This is a genomic window from Mesorhizobium sp. WSM4815 (assembly GCF_055811575.1).
In genome coordinates, this window is record NZ_JBVVQS010000101.1 from 134766 (window position 1) to 150381 (window position 15616).

Below are 15616 nucleotides of genomic sequence, written 5' to 3' on the forward strand. Positions count from 1 at the left end.
TTCTCTCCTACCAGCAGACGAAGCCGCCATCGACGATCAGGTCGATGCCGGTTACGAAACTCGAGGCGCGGCTGGCCAGGAACACGGTCGGGCCGACCATCTCTCCCGGCGCCGCCATGCGCCCCATCGGCGTGTCGCGCTCGAAGATCCTGACCTGGTCGGCGACCTCCGGCCGCTTGTTCATCGGCGTCAGCGTGTAGCCGGGGCTGACGACGTTGACGCGCAGGCCGCGATCGGCCCATTCCATGGCGAGACTCCTGGACATGTGGATGACGGCGGCCTTCGACGAATTATAGTGCGCCTGGGTCAGGCCGCGATTGACGATCGAGCCCGACATCGAGGCGATGTTGATGATCGAGCCCTTGCGCCGCGTCAGCATTACGCGCGCTTCGGCCTGGCAGGACAGGAACACGCCGCTGACATTGACGTCGTAGAGCTTCTGCCATTTCTCCAGCGACAGCGTCTCGGCCGGCTCGGCCCCGGCGACGCCGGCATTGTTGACGGCGATGGTCAGCGCGCCGAGTTCCTTCTCCGTGCGTTCGGTCGCCGCTGCCAAATCGGCCTCTGACGTCACCGTGCCGGTTAGCACCAATGCCTTGCGGCCGAGCGCCGAGATCCTGTGCGCGGTCTCGTCCAGCCCGCCCTTCGAGGCATGGCCGAAACAGGCGATATCGGCGCCGGCTTCGGCCAGGCCGATGGCGATTGCTTGCCCGATGCCGCTGCCGGCGCCGGTGACGAGAGCAACGTCCCCCTGAAGATCGAATAGTTTCATCGAAAATGTTTTCCTGTTGAGCCGCCGGTGCTGCCCCGGGAAGGAAGGGGCGCCAGTCCTGGCTGGCGCCCCGCGCGGTCCGGTGCCTGGGAGGATACCACCTGCTGCGCTCTATTCCGATCCCTTACGCCGCCCTCAGCTTGTGGCGAGCTCCATGACGGCGACGTTGCTCGCTTTGCTGCGGTCTAGAATGCCACGCTGGCGGCCACGGCTCAGCACCAGCACGCGATGCGACAGGCCGAGCACTTCCTCGAGGTCGGAGCTCACCACCACCACCGCCATGCCGGAGCGGGCGAGTTCGGCGATGACATCGTAGATCGCGGCGCGAGCGCCGACGTCGATGCCGCGTGTCGGCTCGTCCAGGATGAACACCTTGGGCGGCCGTGAAATCCATTTGGCGATGATCACCTTCTGCTGATTGCCGCCGGAAAGCTTGCTGATCGCCTGGTTAGGCCGGCCCTTGACGCCGAGCCGGCCAATGCCGGCCTCGGCGAATTTCTGCACCGCCTTCGGAAATACCCAGCCATTCGGCGCGACATGGTCGAAATTGCCGATCGCCAGATTCTCGCCGATGGTCTGGTCGAGCACCACGCCTTGCGCCTTGCGGTCTTCCGGCACCAGCACGACGCCGGCCTTGATCGCCGCCGCCGGGCCAGTGAGGTGCACCGGTTTGCCGGCAACGCGCACCGAACCCGATGAAATCGGATCGGCGCCGGCAATCGCCCGCACCAGTTCGGTGCGGCCGGCGCCGATCAGCCCGGCGATGCCAAGGATCTCGCCGGCCCTTACCGAGAAGCTGACATTCTGAAAGCTGCGTTCCGGCGAGGACAGGTTGTCGACCTCGAGCAACGCCTCGCTGCCCGGCTCCGACAGCGGCGGGAACATCCGCTCGACGCTGCGGCCGACCATCTGCTCGACTATCGCGCGCACCGGAACGTCGGCGCGCTCGTGGCGGGCGACAATGCGCCCGTCGCGCATGACCACGACGCGGTCGGCTATCTCAGCAACCTCGTCCAGCCGGTGGCTGATATAGATGAAGGACATGCCTTCCGCCTTGAGCTTGCGGATCTGCTTGAACAACAGCTCCGTTTCCTCACTGCCAAGTGCCGCTGTCGGCTCGTCGAAGATCAGTAGCTCGGCATTGAGCGTCAGCGCCTTGGCGATCTCGACCTGCTGCTGGGCGGCGATGCGCAGCGTGCCCACCTTGCGTTCAGGCGAGACATCGAGGCCGAGCCGCTTCAGTTGGGCCGATGCCCGCGCATTCATGGCCGCGCGGTCGATGCGGCCGCCGCGCATCAGCAGGCGCCCGACATAGACGTTCTCGGCGACCGACAGGTCCGGCAGCAGCTTCAGTTCCTGGTGGATCATGCCGACGCCGGCGTCGATGGCCGCGGCGGGAGAAGCGGGGGAATACGGCTTCCCCCGCCATGTGATGCTGCCGGCATCGGGTTTGGTCGACCCGGCGATGATGTTCGAAACGGTGGACTTGCCGGCGCCATTTTCTCCAAGCAGCGCCACGACCTCTCCCGGCCGCACCTCGAAGCTCGCATCGGCCAGGACCTGCACCGGCCCGTAGCTCTTGCAGAGGCCGCTGACGAAGAGCCCCAGATGCGGGGTCTGCGTATGGCTGGGATCCAAGGACATCGTTCAGCTCATCAACTGCCGGACTCTTTTGGGATCAGGGATGCTTGGCGATGAACTGATCGACATTGTCCTTGGTGGTCAGCGTCGCATCCTGCAGCTGTTCTGCGGGAACGGTTTCGCCGGCCACCAGCTTGATCGCCGCATCGACCGAAAGCCGGCCCATGCCTTGCGTCTGCTGCGTCGCAGTCACGTCGAAGACGCCGCCTTTCAGTGCCTTGAGCGCCGCCACGTCGCCGTCGAAACCGGCGATCCAGACCTTGTGGCCGGGATTGGCGACCTTGACCGCCTGCGCGGCACCGAGCGCCAGCGCATCGGCCTGGCCGATGACGATCGACACGTCGGGATGCGACTGCAACAGGTCCTGCGTCAGCTTGAAGCCCTCGTCCTGGTGCCAGCCTTCGCTCCACAGCTCGCCGACCACCTTGATGTCGGGATAGGCGCTCAGCGCTTCGCCGCAGCCCTTCGACCGGTCGACCTCGGGCGTCGTGCCTTTCTGGCCATGGATTATGATCAACTCACCTTTGCCGCCGGCCTGCTTGGCGATGTAGTCGCAAACCGCCTTGGCCGATGCCACGCTGTTGGTGGCGACGAAGGTGTCGCCGGGGGCGCCCTCAGCGTTGCGGTCGACATTGATGACCGGGATGCCGGCCGCCTTGGCCGTCTTGGTCGGTACGGTGGCGGCGGTGGCGCCGGCCGGGATGTAGATCAGCGCATCGATGTTCTGCGTGATCAGGTCCTGCACCTGGCTAACCTGGGTCGCCGAATCGCCCTTGGCGTCGACGGTGACGATCTCGATGCCCTTTTCCTTGCCATAGGCCTCGACGGACTGCTTGATCTGGTTGAAGAAGTCGGCCTGCAGGTTGGCGACGGCGAGACCAAGCTTCTTGGCCTCCTTGGCCGAGGCCATCTCGGACAGTCCGAGCAGCGGAATGACGGCCGCGGCAGCAAGCAGCAATGAACGTTTGGTCAGCATGTGTTTCCTCCGTTGATGTTCAATCTGTCCCGCCGGCGCATCACGGCGCCCCTTGGCCGAACAACTCCCAGTTTCGGATCACCGATCCGTTTTCGCCCGGACATCCGGGTGAATTCTTTAATGCGCCCCACTCTTCATTGCGCGCCAGTCTTCATTGAGCTCTGCGCCGCCATGTATCCGTGGCCACCGCCAGCGCGATCACCACGCCGATCACCACCTGCTGGATGAAGGGCGACACGCCGAGCAGGTTCAGCCCGTTGCGCAGCACGCCGATGATGAGCACGCCGATGGCGGTGCCGCCGATCGAGCCGACGCCGCCCGACAGGCTGGCGCCGCCGATCACCACCGCTGCGATCGTGTCCAGCTCGTAGCCGAAGCCGGAGCTCGGCTGGACGGAATCAAGCCGTGCCGCAAGCACGATGCCGGCGAGCCCGGCCAGCACGCCGCAGACTGCATAGACCCAGTTGGTCAGCGACTTGACCGGTATGCCGGACAGCCTGGCGACCTCGGCGCTGCCGCCGATCGCGTAGAGGCTGCGACCGGTCGCGCGATAGTTGAGGAAGATCGCGAAGATGATGGCCAGAACGATCATCAAGCCGACGGTGACCGACAGGAAGCCGAAATGGCGGATGATCGACAGGCTGGTGAACCAGTCGGGGAAGCCGATGATCTGCGAGCCGTCGGTGATCATGTTGGCAAGACCGCGGGCCACCGACATCATGGCCAGCGTGGCGATGAAGGGCGGCAGCTTGGTGACGGTCACGAGCAGGCCTGAAACCAGCCCGCAAAGCCCAGCAACGACAAGCGCTGTGACGATGCCGGCAGGCATGCCGAGATTGAGGTGGTCGGGATGGGCGACGAAGCCCATCACCATGGCGGCGAGCGCCAGCACGGAACCGACGGACAGGTCGATGCCACCGATCAGGATGACCAGCGTCATGCCGATCGCCATGATGCCGAGCACCGTGACCTGGTCGAGCACGTTGAGGATGTTGCGGACAGTCAGAAACGTGTCGGTGGTCAGCGACAGCGCAAGGCACAGCAGCACCAGCCCGATCAGCGGTCCCATGGTTCCGGCGAACAGGGCCGAAAGCTTCGCGCCCGCCGCGGCCTGTGCATTTGGGCCGGCCTTCAACTCGCTTGCACCGTTGCTCACAGCCATTTTGTCTCCTCCATCAGCGATCCGGCGATGCGTCGTCGGCTCACTCTTGTTCACCAGGCACCTCCCTGTGAACAATTTATCTTTGATATGCAATTTTGTTCAGCTAAACTGTTCGTCGGAAAATTGTCAAGGCCCGCCGCATCATTCCACGCCGGTTTGCGCCGCCAGCCGGTTTGCCTTACGAAAGGGCATGAAATGCCGCGTTCTCAGGTCCGGTCGCATCCTGCGAATTCATGTCGGCTGCTTGAGCAGGGCAGGACGGCCAAGACGAAGTAAATGTTGACCATTTTGGCTTTCATTCGCGTTGTAGAGATATCCTGTCGATGTCCTGAATCTCGAATCCTGGGCACGCAGACCGATTTCGCGTCGCTTGGTCGGATAACGCCATTTGAATGGCATTTAAGGATTCGGACGACCGCGGGAGGGCAAAAAGATGGCGATGACAGACAATGACAAGGCCTCGCGCTTCCCGGATGCCGAGCTGAAGGCGCGTGCCGCGTGGCACTACTATGTCGAGGGTCTGACGCAGGAGAGGATTTCGGAGATCCTCGGCATCGGCCGCATCAAGGTGCATCGCATCCTGTCCGCCGCGCGTGAGGAGGGCGTCGTCCAGTTCCGCATCCGTGACAGCGTCGTCGAATGCCTGGTGCTGGAAGAGGCTCTAAAACAGCGTTTTGGGCTCAGCCAGGCCGTTGTGGTGCCGTCCGCCGCCGACCGAAGCAACGCGCCGCTGATGATCGGCCATGCCGCGGGCGCCTATCTGGCCGACAATGTGAATGCCGGCGATGTCATCGCGCTGGGCTGGGGGCGCACGCTGAAGTTCGCCATCAATGAATTGCCGCGGCGGCCGATCGCCAGGACAACGGTGGTTTCCATGCTGGGCGGCCTCACCCATGCCCAGCCGCTCAACCCGACCGAAAGCGCCTGGGAATTCGCCGAAAAGATCGGCGCCGAGTGCTTTCTGCTGCCGGTGCCGGTCTATGCCGACAGGCCGGAGCAGCGCGAAGCCTTCATGAGCCAGCGCAGCGTTCAGGACGTCGTCTTCCGCGCGCGCCGGGCAAACATCGCCGTGCTCAGCGTCGGATCGTTTTCCACTGACAGCCCGATCGCCAATTACGGCTTCATCAAGCCCAGCGAACTCGAAGAGCTTCAGGCGGCCGGCGCAGTTGGCGATATTTTATGCCATTTCATCGATGCCGACGGCCGGCTCGTCGACCATGAGGTCAACCGCCGGGTCTGCGCCTATCCGCTGCAGGATCTGTCGGACATCCCGGCCATCATCCTGGTCTCGGGAGGGCAGGAAAAAATCGCCATCATGCGGGCGGCGCTTGCCAACACCAGGATATCGGTTCTGATCACCGACGAGGACGCCGCCAAGGGCCTGCTCAACCGCTAGGGCTTGAACCCTTCCGCCGAGGACCCCCCTCTGTCCTGCCGGACATCTCCCCCTCAAGGGGGGAGATTGGCAGCTTCGGCGCTCCGCTTACTCTTGCGACATTGGTGGTTGGCGAAAGCCGGGATGAAGTCCAATCTCCCCCCTTGAGGGGGAGATGGCCGGCAGGCCAGAGGGGGGTGCTGTCCCGCCGACATCTCACGATGCCGAGAGCCCGACCTCACCAAGCCGCACATGGATGTCGCGCGTCGCAGAATAGAGGTCGCGGTAGATTGCCTTGCGCGCACGGTAACCGGAGACCAGCCCGTCAACGGGGTCGACATGCCTGGTCGGCGGAGCGGCCATCGCCTCAGCCGCCGTTTCAGGCGAGGCAAACCATCCGATGGCGGAAGCCGCCAGCATGGCGGCGCCGAGCGCTGCGGCTTCGTTGACTGGCGAGACGGAGAGCGGCCGCTCGAGCACGCTTGCCATGATCCGCATCAGCAGGGCGCAGTTGGTGCCGCCGCCGGCGGCGATCATCGCCGCCGGTTTGCCACCGGCCAGAGTTTCCGCCGCCTGCGTTTGCGCCGCTTGGGTTTCCGCCGCCCGAGTTTCCGCTGCTTGAGTTTCCATTGCCTCGCTGGCGATGGCCTGCTCGAAGGCGATGCCTTCCAGAACCGCTCGAAAAAGGTGCTTCGGCTCATGGTCGAGCGACAGGCCGACAATGGCGCCGCGCGCCGCGCCGTCCCAATAGGGGCTCATGACACCGGCCCAATACGGCATGACGAGCAGGCCCTCGCTGCCGGCGGCAACGTCGACTGCTGCTTTCTCCAGCGCTGCAGCCGACGGCGAGCCGGTGGTGCGAACGATCCAGTCGACCAGTTGCATGCCCGAGCGCAGCACGGTCTCCAGCATGAAGCCCGAGCCGGTCGGCGAGACCAGCGTTCGAAACGCGTCCGAAGTCGTGATCCCATGGGAGTAACAGCCGCTGACGATGCCCGAGCCGAGCGAAAGGTAGTTTTTGCCGTCGCCATAGACGCCCATGCCAAGGCCCATCGCCTGGCCGTCGCCGGCGCCGGCGACAACAGGCGTGCCGGCCTTCAACCCGATCAGCCGGGCCACGCTTTCGCCAAGCCCGCCGCAGATCGCGCCGGGCGCGACCAGTCGCGGCAACTGGTCCGGCCGCAGCCCCGCGGCCTCGACGAGCTGAGGGTGCCAAGTGCCATTCTTGACGTTGAGCAGCCCGAGCGGATCCGCACTTGCCGTGCTGGTGACCAGACGTCCGGTCAGCCGGTGGACGAAGAAGCCATGCACGTCGACGAGTGCGGCTGCGTCATCAAGCGTTTGCGGCTGGTGCTCGGCAAGCCAGGCGATCGCATAGAGCGCGGGCGTCGGGTCCGGCGGTTTGCCGCTCCAGTCGCGGATCGACTCGCGGCCGAGCTCCGCCGAAAGCCTGATGACTTGCGGGCGCGCCCGCTCGTCCAGCCACAGGATCGCCGGAATAAGCGGCTTGCCGGCATGATCGATCAGCGTAAATGTCTCGCGCTGGTGGGCGATGGCGATCGCCGCCACCCGGGCAGCGCCAACCGCCTCGGTGACTTGCTTCAAGGCGCCGAGCAGCGCGGTCCACCAATGTTCGGCATCCTGCTCGAAATGGCCGGGCCTGGGATTTGAAAGCGGATAGGCTTCGCGCGCCTGGAACAGCTCCTTGCCGTCGCGCGTGAAGGCAATCGCTTTCACGGCCGTGGTCGAGGCGTCGATCCCGATTACGACATCGTCCATCAGGCGGGAATCCAGCGGATCAGGCGGCGTTCGTAACGAACCGTCCGTCCGACTGGTCGAGACGACGGCGGATCTGGGTTATCACCATCGAATCGTCGGGTACACAATTTTCATAGGTGAGGAAATCGCCTGTCTTGACCGGCTTGACCACCTTGGCACGTTCGGCGAGGCCGAGCGGCAGGGCGCCGCGGGCGCGCGCGTCCTCCCAGGTCATGGCGAAGCCGCGATAGTCGTTCTCGCCGATCATGCCGAGCGACTGGCCAGGGGCAAGCTCGCTCTTGGCAACCGCCACCGCCTCGGCGACCGGATGGTCGAGCGGCTCCATGTCGGCGCGCTTGTAGACCACGGCGCGCGCCGCCGACAGCGGCACTTCCAGGCTGGTCAAATGATAGGGGCGGAAGATCGTGAAATACGGGCCCTTGCCGACCTTGAGGTCGATCATGCGCTCCAGCACGCGCGGATGCCTGGTCTCGATGATGCAGAACACGCCGGGCGCCACGCCCTTGCCGATCGAATAGTCGACCACGCCCTTGCGGTGCAGCACGCCGCCATCCTCGCGCGGGCAAAGCACGCCGGCGAGTTCCTCCAGCGTCGCTGTCGGGCCGTGCATGCCCGGCACGTCGGGCACCAGGCCAGTGGCGTTGGCGATCGCCACCATCTCGATCGCCGTCTTCGAGCCGTCGACGAACTCGACCAGCATGCGCGCATTCATGTTGCGCTCGGCCGCCTCCTTCTCGTAGTCGGCCGGCATGGCATCGATCTTCAGCGGATTGTTCTTGCCCTTGCCGGCGGCGATGATGTTGAAGCCGAGGCTCCTGGCAAAGCCGATGATCTCCAGCGTGCAGGCCGGCTCGTCGCCGGCCGCACCGGTATAGACGACGCCGGCCTTGCGCGCCTCCTCCTTGAGGAAGCGGCCGATGGTGATGTCGGCCTCGACGTTGAGCATGACGATATGCTTGTCGTTCTTCATCACTTCAAGCGCGAACAGCGTGCCGATGTTGGGATTTCCTGTCGCGTCGATGATGACGTCGATGCGGCCGGCCGCAGCCAACGCATGCAAATCTTCGGTCACCGCGATCTTGCCGGCCTCGATGGCGCGGTCGATCGCCCCCGCATTGCCGGCCTGCACGATATCCGAGCGGTCGTGGCCGGCGAGCAGCGCCGCATCGATCGCCGCCTGCGGCCTGACCTCGGAAATGGCGCCGATCCGCATGCCCGGCATCAGCGCGACCTGGACGACGATGTCGGTGCCCATCTGCCCGGCGCCTGCAAGCCCGATGGTGATCGGTCCCTGCTGTTCAGCGCGCTGCAAAAGTTCCGCTGCAAATTGCGGATGGGCCATGTTGCTTCCTCCAGTTCCTGACGCGCCGCAGCGTCGAAGCCATCATTTTGAACATTCCTATTTCCAAATGAAAAATATTTCAACCGGCAATTCGGCAGCCGTCCCCGCAAACATCTATGATTTAATTTGTGCAAGCCCCGGCTTGCGGCTTGGCAGCGCAGTCAGCTAGGGCGCAGAAGGCGGTGATCTCTTGGGATGCAGGCGGCGACGACCGTGACATTCCTTCTCGCAAGCAAGCGAGTGCGACGAAAAAATGTTTCACGACCGCTCAACTGCCGCTGCGCCAATCGCTAACAACGAAGCCGCGCGACAGAGAGCGCTGGCCGGCATGCTCAGTCGGCGCATGCCAGTATATCAGTCAGCTGCCGACCTCGAAGAAGGGCGCGCCAAGCAGGTCGGGAACAACGTCGATGCCGAGGCCCGGCCCGTCCGGAATGCCCACGCGGCTGCCCGAAACCGGCGGCTTGTTCGACGCGGTGCGCACCGTCACCCATTCGTGGAAGGCAATGGCGTGCAGCCGGCGCTCCTCCGGCGTCGACAGCGACAGATGCGCCATGGCTGATGTGTCGATCTCGGCGCCGCCGGTGTCCTCGACGGTGATCATGAAGCCCAGGTCGACGGCAAGGTCGCGGATCTGGCGCGTCCTGGTCACGCCGCCGAGCCGCGAGATTTTCAGCGTCAGCCCGTCAGCCGCCCCCTTGCGGTGGATGTCGAGCACGTCGTCCAGCGAGGTGACGGATTCATCGAGCACCATCGGCTTGTCGAGCGAGCGGCGCACCGACATGCATTCGTCGATCGTGGTGCAGGGCTGCTCGAACGTGTAGTCGATGGAGCGCGTCGCGTCAGCGAACTGGCGCGCCTGATAGGGCGTCCAGCCGGCATTGGCGTCGCAGAAGATGACGGTGCCCCTCGGCACTGAAGCGGCGACCGCGGTGACGCGCTCGATGTCGTCATGGACGTTGCCGCCGACCTTGACCTGCAGCCGGTGAAACCCGTCCTTGACGATGCGCTTGGCCAGTGCGGCCATCGCGTCGACGGTGCCATGGGTGACGACCTTGTAGAGTTCCGCCGTCTCGCTCTCGCGCCCGCCGAGCAGCGTCACCAGCGGCACCTCGGCGGCGCGTGACGCGAGATCCGAGCAGGCCATGTCGAGCGCCGACTTGATGTAGGGGTGGCCCTTGAACACCGTGTCCATCAGCCTGCCGATACTGACCAAGGCGCGAGGATCGTGGCCGAGCAGATGCGGCGCAATTTCGATGACGCCGGCGCGAGTGCCGGCCGAGAATGCCGGCGAGTAGAAATTGCCGAGCGGCGCCATCTCGCCCCAGCCGGTCAGCCCGCTGTCGGAGGTGATTGCGACGATCACCGCATCGAACGCGGCGGCGACACGCCCCTTGGACATGCGGTAGGGCCCGTCCACAAAGGGCTGCACGACATGGTAGGCCTTGATGGTTTTGATCCGCAATTTTTCTGTCCGTCGCTGTGACGCCCTGACGAAGCCGCCAACCTCCATCGTCCGCTGGGCTCAACTGCCGTCAGGCCGGTTGCGCGTCAGGCCGGCGCGATCGGCCTTGACGCCTCTGGAAACACACTGTTCGAGGCAGCGCGCATAGGCAAGCAATTCTTCGAAGCGGTGCCGATGTCGCCGGCCTTGTCGAACTGCTCAGCAAAACGGCGCCCTCGGCATAGCCGGGAGCGCCGTTTTGCTGGACCGGGCCTGATGGGGGGTATCAGGTGGCAGGTTTCTGTGGCAGCGGCGAGACAGGCATTCCCGGGCCGATCTTCTGCAGATTGCCTGTTATCACCTGGTCGCCTTCCGCTACGCCGCTCGAGATCGCCACCAGGTCGCCGTTGGTCGGCCCCAGCGAAACAATGCGCTGGTCGACAGTATTGTTCTTGCCGACGACGTAGAGATACTTGCCGAGCTGGCTCGATCCCAATGCCGTCTGCGGCACCATCAGTGCATCTGGCTGCTGCTTGATATGCAGCCTGACGCGAACATATTGGCCCGGCAGCAGCGTGAACTTGGCATTGCCGATCGTCGCGCGTGCGGTGATGGTGCCGGTCGAGCGATCGACCGTGTTGTCGATGAAGGTGAGCTGACCTCTCTGGCGCGGTTCCGTATCGCCGGGAAGCAGGACGTCGACATCGATGGGTCCCGTGGCGCGGGCTTCCTCGATCTGCGCCAGATCCGTTTCGCTCGGATTGAAGGTGACATAGATCGGGTCGAGCTGCACCAGCGTGTTGAGCACTGTGCCGGCGACGCTGACCAGCGTTCCGACCGAGGCCTGGTTGCGACCGACGCGCCCGGCGAACGGCGCCTTGATTTCCGAATAGCTCAGATTGAGCTCGGCGGTCCGCACAGCCGCCTGGTTGACGGCGAGCGATGCCTGGGCCTCGCGCAAGCTGCTGGTGCGCTGGTCGAACGCATCCTTGGCGATGTATCCGCTCTTGGCCAGTTCGGTGCCGCGACCAAGGTTGGATCGTGCATAGTCGAGCGTTGCCTCGTCGCGCTGGACCTGAGCCTTCGCCTGTTCAAGGGCAGCCTGAAAATCTTCTGGAGCGATCTTGTAGAGAAGGTCGCCCTTCTTGACATCGCTGCCGTCGGGCGCGACCTGCTCCTGCAGATACCCTGGCACGCGCGCCTGCAGCGTGATGCTGCGGATCGGCTCGGTGCGAGCGGCATAGTCGAGATAGATCGGGATCGTCTTCTTGACGACGCTCACCACTGGCACCGGCATGACAAAAGCCGCGGGCTCGGGCGCCGCGGGCTCAGGCGTTGCCGCCCCTGCCGTGCCGGCGTTGAGGCCGAAATTACCCATGTCGAGCAAGTGGACGCTGGCCATCGAGACCGCCCCCACGGCAACAGCCGCTCCCAACGCAATTTTCCATTTACGCATGATCATTCTCCAATTCTATTCGGCCGCTTCGGCCAATCGCTCGAAAGCGGGTTCGGCAGTTGGTTCAGTCGGTTCGGCGACAGGCTCGCTCTTGCTGCCGCGCTCGCGCAGCTGCTCGATCACCGCGTAGAAGACCGGCACGAACACCAGCGACAGGATCGTCGCTGCGACCATGCCGCCAAAGACGGTGGTGCCGATCGACTGGCGGCTGGCTGCACCGGCACCTGTCGAGAACATCAGCGGCAGCACACCGAGGATGAACGCGAAGGCGGTCATCAGGATGGGCCGCAGCCGCAGGCGCGCCGCTTCCATTGCGGCGTCGACGATGCTGAGACCTTCCTCGCGCCGGCGCCGGGCAAACTCCACGATCAGAATGGCGTTCTTTGCCGCCAGCCCGATCAGCATGACGAAACCGATCTGCGAATAGACGTCGATCTGCATGCCGCGCATAAGCAGGGCGACAAAGGCGCCGAACAGGGCAAGCGGCACCGCGAGCAGGACCATGAAGGGCATGGCCCAGCTCTCATATTGGGCGGCAAGGATTAGGAAGACGAAGACCATGGCGAGACCGAAGACGATCGAGGCGATCGATCCGGCCTTGAGCTCCTGATAGGTGATGCCCGTCCATTCATAGCCGAAATCCTTCGGCAGCGCCGTGGCGGCGGCACGTTCCATCGCAGCGACCGCCTGGCCCGAGGAGAAGCCGGGTGCGGCACCGCCATTGATCAGGGCCGACGCATTGTTGTTGTAATGCGGGACGGTTTCCGGGCCGACGATAGGCACCAGCTTGCCGAGCGTGCTCAACGGCACCATGCCGCCGGAGGCATTGCGCACATAGAGCCGCGAAATGTCGGCCGCACCCGCACGCGCATCCTTGTCGGCCTGGATCGTCACCCGGAAGGTGCGGCCGAACAGGTTGAAGTCGTTCACATAGAGCGAGCCGAGATAGATCTGCAGCGTGTTGAACACGTCAGGCAGGCTGAGGCCGAGCAGCTTCGCCTTGTTGCGATCGAGGTCGTAGTTGAACTGCGGCGTCGAGGTCGAGAACGACGAGAACAATTGCTGCGGGTTGAGCTCGGGCTGCTTGCGCGCTTCGGCGAGCACGGCCTGCGTCGCGTCGTTGAGCGCAGCGCTGCCGCGACCGGTCAGGTCCTCCACCTGGAATTCAAAGCCGCCGGTCGTGCCGATGCCTGGAATCGAAGGCGGATCGAAGCTCAGCGCGAACGCTTCCGGAAGTTCCATGAGCTTCGAGCGCACGTCGGCGACGAGCTTCGAGGCGCTCTGGTCAGGGCCGCGTTGGTCCCATGGCTTCAGGATGGCGAATTCCACCGCCGAGTTCGACTGGGCGGCACTGGTGAGGAAGTTCAAGCCGCTGATCGAGCCGACGATATCGACACCAGGCGTGTTCTGCAGGATGTCGCGCGCTTTGCGGGCCACCGCGTCGGTGCGCTCCAGGGACGCGCCGTCCGGCAACTGGATGACCACGAAGAAATAGCCCTGGTCCTCGACCGGAAGGAAGGTCGAGGGCAGGCGCTGCCAGACGAAATAGGTCGCGACAAGCCCAGCCGCGAATATGCCGAGCATGATCCAGCGCAGGCGGATGAGGAAGCGCACACCATTGGCATAGGCATGCGACAGCCGATCGAAGCCCGTGTTGAACCAGCGGAACAGCACGAATTGCGTTGCCGGGCGGTGGCGCAGGAAAGCGGCGCTGAGCGCCGGGGTGAGCGTCAACGAGACGAAGGCGGAGATGCCGAAGGAGATCGCCACCGTCAGGGCAAACTGGTTGTAGAGCCGGCCGGAAACGCCGGGTATGAAGGCGACAGGCACGAACACGGCCATCAGCACGGCGGTTGTGGCGATGATCGGGCCGGTCACCTCAGCCATCGCCGCGCGCGTCGCAGCCAGCGGTTTGAGGCCGGCCTCCAGCTGGCGTTCGACATTCTCGACGACGACGATCGCGTCATCGACGACGAGGCCGATCGCCAGCACCATGCCGAGCAGGCTGAGCATGTTCAGCGAGAAGCCGAACATGTACATGACGACGAGCGTGGCCACCAGCGACACGGGAATCGCGATCGTCGGGATGATCGTGGTGCGCCAGCTCTGCAGGAAGATGAATACCACCGCGACAACCAGGACCAGCGCCTCGCCGAGCGTGACCAGCACGTCGTGCATCGACGCCGAAACGAAACGTGTCGTATCGTAATGCATGGCGTAGCTGACGCCCTTCGGGAAGCGGGCCGACAGTTCCTGCATCTTGTCCTTGACGCGCTGCTGCAGATCGAGGGCGTTCGAGCCTGGCATCTGGTAGACCGCGAGCACCACGGTCGGGTCCTCGCCGAAGAACGCCGACGACGAATATTGCAGGGCGCCGAGTTCGATGCGCGCGACGTCGCGCAACCGCACCAGTGAACCGTTCGCGGCATCGGCGCGCACGATGATATCGCCGAATTCCTTGGGATCGCTCAATCGGCCGACGGCATTGACCTGCATTTCGAAAGCGGTGCCGGCCGGTGCCGGCGACTGCCCGATCTTGCCGGCCGCGACCTGGACATTCTGCTCGGCGATGGCGTTTTGGACATCGACGGCGGTGATGCCGAGATTGGCGAGCTTGTCGGGATCGAGCCATACGCGCATCGAATAGCGCCGCTCGCCGAAGATCTGCACGTCGCCGACGCCGGGCAGGCGCTTCAGCGGGTCGACCACTTGCAGGTAGGCGAGGTTGCTGAGCGCGACCGGATCGACAGAGCCGTCGGGCGAGGTGAGGTTGACGATCAGGACGAAGTTCGGATTCTGCTTCTTGATCGTCACGCCGCCCTGGTTGACGATGGCCGGCAGCGAGGACGCCGCCTGTGAGACGCGGTTCTGGACATCGACGGCGGCGGTGCTCAGGGGATAGCCGACCTCGAAGGTGACGGTGATCGTCGAGGAGCCGTCATTGGAACTCGACGACGACATGTAGGTCATGCCTTGAACGCCGTTGATCTGCTGTTCGAGCGGCGTCGTGACGGTGTCGGCCACGACTTGCGCACTGGCGCCCGGGTAGTTGGCGCTGACCACCACCTGGGGCGGCGTGATGTCGGGAAACTGCGAAACAGGCAGCAGGAAATAGCAGATCGTCCCGGCGAGCACCATGATGATCGCGATCGACGATGCGAAGATGGGACGGTGGATGAAGAAATTTACCATGACACGCACGCCTCGCCCGATGCTCTTGCCTGGCCAAAGGCCTTGGCCACCCTTGACAGCCGCCGGCTGCGGCTTTGCCCGGAATCCTCCAGGAAACGAGGCGGCGCCTTGCGGCTGCGGCCTTGCGCATCCGCAAGGCTACGCAGCATCGTCTCGAAAGAGCGCGGGTCGACACGGTCGGCCTGCATCAGCATCCGGATCATCGGATCCTTCACAACTTCGTCGATCGTCAAATCTTTGCGCTGCGACATCGTAGCGGCTCCTGGCTTTGGCGATCTGTGGCGTACGCCGCCGCAGATCGGGTGGTCTTCCTTTTCGCGGCCAAAGTCGCCTGGGGCGCAGTTTCAGCCTGGGCCGATTTGGCGGAGGCTGTTCACAGGCGCCTGCGAGATTGACACGAGGCAATGGGGGTGTTACCAGTAAGTAACATCTAGAAGTTACAGACCGGTAACACCCTAGTCAAGAGGTGTGCCGAGG

At 64.3% G+C, this 15616-nt stretch carries 11 protein-coding genes; 1 reads left to right on the forward strand and 10 read right to left on the reverse strand.

Annotated features, from left to right (window positions below):
- Window positions 1-7: 7 nt before the first annotated feature.
- The 4 genes from AC0L2B_RS26195 to AC0L2B_RS26210 all read right to left on the reverse strand — a co-directional run bounded on the left by AC0L2B_RS26195 (window position 8) and on the right by AC0L2B_RS26210 (window position 4551).
- On the reverse strand, window positions 8-772 hold the full coding sequence (locus AC0L2B_RS26195) for an SDR family oxidoreductase (protein WP_473747378.1): 765 nt from the start codon (window positions 770-772) through the stop codon (window positions 8-10).
- 135 nt (window positions 773-907) lie between these two features.
- Window positions 908-2416 (reverse strand): sugar ABC transporter ATP-binding protein, encoded by a 1509-nt coding sequence (locus AC0L2B_RS26200; protein WP_473747379.1) that lies wholly within the window; start codon window positions 2414-2416, stop codon window positions 908-910.
- Between the two features lie 34 nt (window positions 2417-2450).
- Window positions 2451-3389, reverse strand: a complete 939-nt coding sequence (locus tag AC0L2B_RS26205; protein ID WP_473747380.1) for a substrate-binding domain-containing protein — start codon at window positions 3387-3389, stop codon at window positions 2451-2453.
- A gap of 151 nt (window positions 3390-3540) precedes the next feature.
- Window positions 3541-4551 (reverse strand): ABC transporter permease, encoded by a 1011-nt coding sequence (locus tag AC0L2B_RS26210; RefSeq protein WP_236387908.1) that lies wholly within the window; start codon window positions 4549-4551, stop codon window positions 3541-3543.
- Window positions 4552-4984: 433 nt separating this feature from the next.
- On the opposite strand from AC0L2B_RS26210, the gene AC0L2B_RS26215 reads away from it, so the two are divergent.
- The gene (locus AC0L2B_RS26215) at window positions 4985-5947 is read left to right on the forward strand and encodes a sugar-binding transcriptional regulator (RefSeq protein WP_091596154.1); all 963 of its coding nucleotides are present in this window, start codon (window positions 4985-4987) and stop codon (window positions 5945-5947) included.
- Window positions 5948-6142: 195 nt separating this feature from the next.
- Here AC0L2B_RS26215 and AC0L2B_RS26220 read toward each other — a convergent pair whose 3' ends face one another.
- From AC0L2B_RS26220 to AC0L2B_RS26245, 6 genes are all read right to left on the reverse strand, one after another.
- A complete protein-coding gene (locus tag AC0L2B_RS26220) occupies window positions 6143-7705 on the reverse strand; it encodes a xylulokinase (protein WP_473747381.1) in 1563 nt (520 codons plus the stop codon).
- Between the two features lie 19 nt (window positions 7706-7724).
- The gene (locus AC0L2B_RS26225; protein WP_473747382.1) at window positions 7725-9047 is read right to left on the reverse strand and encodes an NAD(P)H-dependent oxidoreductase; all 1323 of its coding nucleotides are present in this window, start codon (window positions 9045-9047) and stop codon (window positions 7725-7727) included.
- Window positions 9048-9405: 358 nt separating this feature from the next.
- Entirely contained in the window at window positions 9406-10512 is a 1107-nt protein-coding gene (locus tag AC0L2B_RS26230) for a mandelate racemase/muconate lactonizing enzyme family protein (RefSeq protein ID WP_473747383.1), read from the reverse strand.
- Window positions 10513-10777: 265 nt separating this feature from the next.
- The gene (locus AC0L2B_RS26235; protein ID WP_473747384.1) at window positions 10778-11947 is read right to left on the reverse strand and encodes an efflux RND transporter periplasmic adaptor subunit; all 1170 of its coding nucleotides are present in this window, start codon (window positions 11945-11947) and stop codon (window positions 10778-10780) included.
- A gap of 15 nt (window positions 11948-11962) precedes the next feature.
- Window positions 11963-15139: an efflux RND transporter permease subunit gene (locus AC0L2B_RS26240; RefSeq protein WP_027152251.1), complete on the reverse strand. Its 3177-nt coding sequence runs from the start codon at window positions 15137-15139 to the stop codon at window positions 11963-11965.
- On the reverse strand, window positions 15133-15390 hold the full coding sequence (locus AC0L2B_RS26245; RefSeq protein ID WP_023799452.1) for a hypothetical protein: 258 nt from the start codon (window positions 15388-15390) through the stop codon (window positions 15133-15135). Before AC0L2B_RS26245 ends, AC0L2B_RS26240 begins: the two co-directional genes overlap by 7 nt.
- Window positions 15391-15616: the final 226 nt, after the last annotated feature.

What these genes read in the sequence shown, in the direction of transcription:
- AC0L2B_RS26195 (WP_473747378.1), bottom strand. Translation starts at nt 772, where the DNA reads ATGAAACTATTCGATCTTCAGGGGGACGTTGCTCTCGTCACCGGCGCC.
- AC0L2B_RS26200 (WP_473747379.1), bottom strand. Translation starts at nt 2,416, where the DNA reads ATGTCCTTGGATCCCAGCCATACGCAGACCCCGCATCTGGGGCTCTTC.
- AC0L2B_RS26205 (WP_473747380.1), bottom strand. Translation starts at nt 3,389, where the DNA reads ATGCTGACCAAACGTTCATTGCTGCTTGCTGCCGCGGCCGTCATTCCG.
- AC0L2B_RS26210 (WP_236387908.1), bottom strand. Translation starts at nt 4,551, where the DNA reads ATGGCTGTGAGCAACGGTGCAAGCGAGTTGAAGGCCGGCCCAAATGCA.
- AC0L2B_RS26215 (WP_091596154.1), top strand. Translation starts at nt 4,985, where the DNA reads ATGGCGATGACAGACAATGACAAGGCCTCGCGCTTCCCGGATGCCGAG.
- AC0L2B_RS26220 (WP_473747381.1), bottom strand. Translation starts at nt 7,705, where the DNA reads ATGGACGATGTCGTAATCGGGATCGACGCCTCGACCACGGCCGTGAAA.
- AC0L2B_RS26225 (WP_473747382.1), bottom strand. Translation starts at nt 9,047, where the DNA reads ATGGCCCATCCGCAATTTGCAGCGGAACTTTTGCAGCGCGCTGAACAG.
- AC0L2B_RS26235 (WP_473747384.1), bottom strand. Translation starts at nt 11,947, where the DNA reads ATGCGTAAATGGAAAATTGCGTTGGGAGCGGCTGTTGCCGTGGGGGCG.
- AC0L2B_RS26240 (WP_027152251.1), bottom strand. Translation starts at nt 15,139, where the DNA reads ATGGTAAATTTCTTCATCCACCGTCCCATCTTCGCATCGTCGATCGCG.
- AC0L2B_RS26245 (WP_023799452.1), bottom strand. Translation starts at nt 15,390, where the DNA reads ATGTCGCAGCGCAAAGATTTGACGATCGACGAAGTTGTGAAGGATCCG.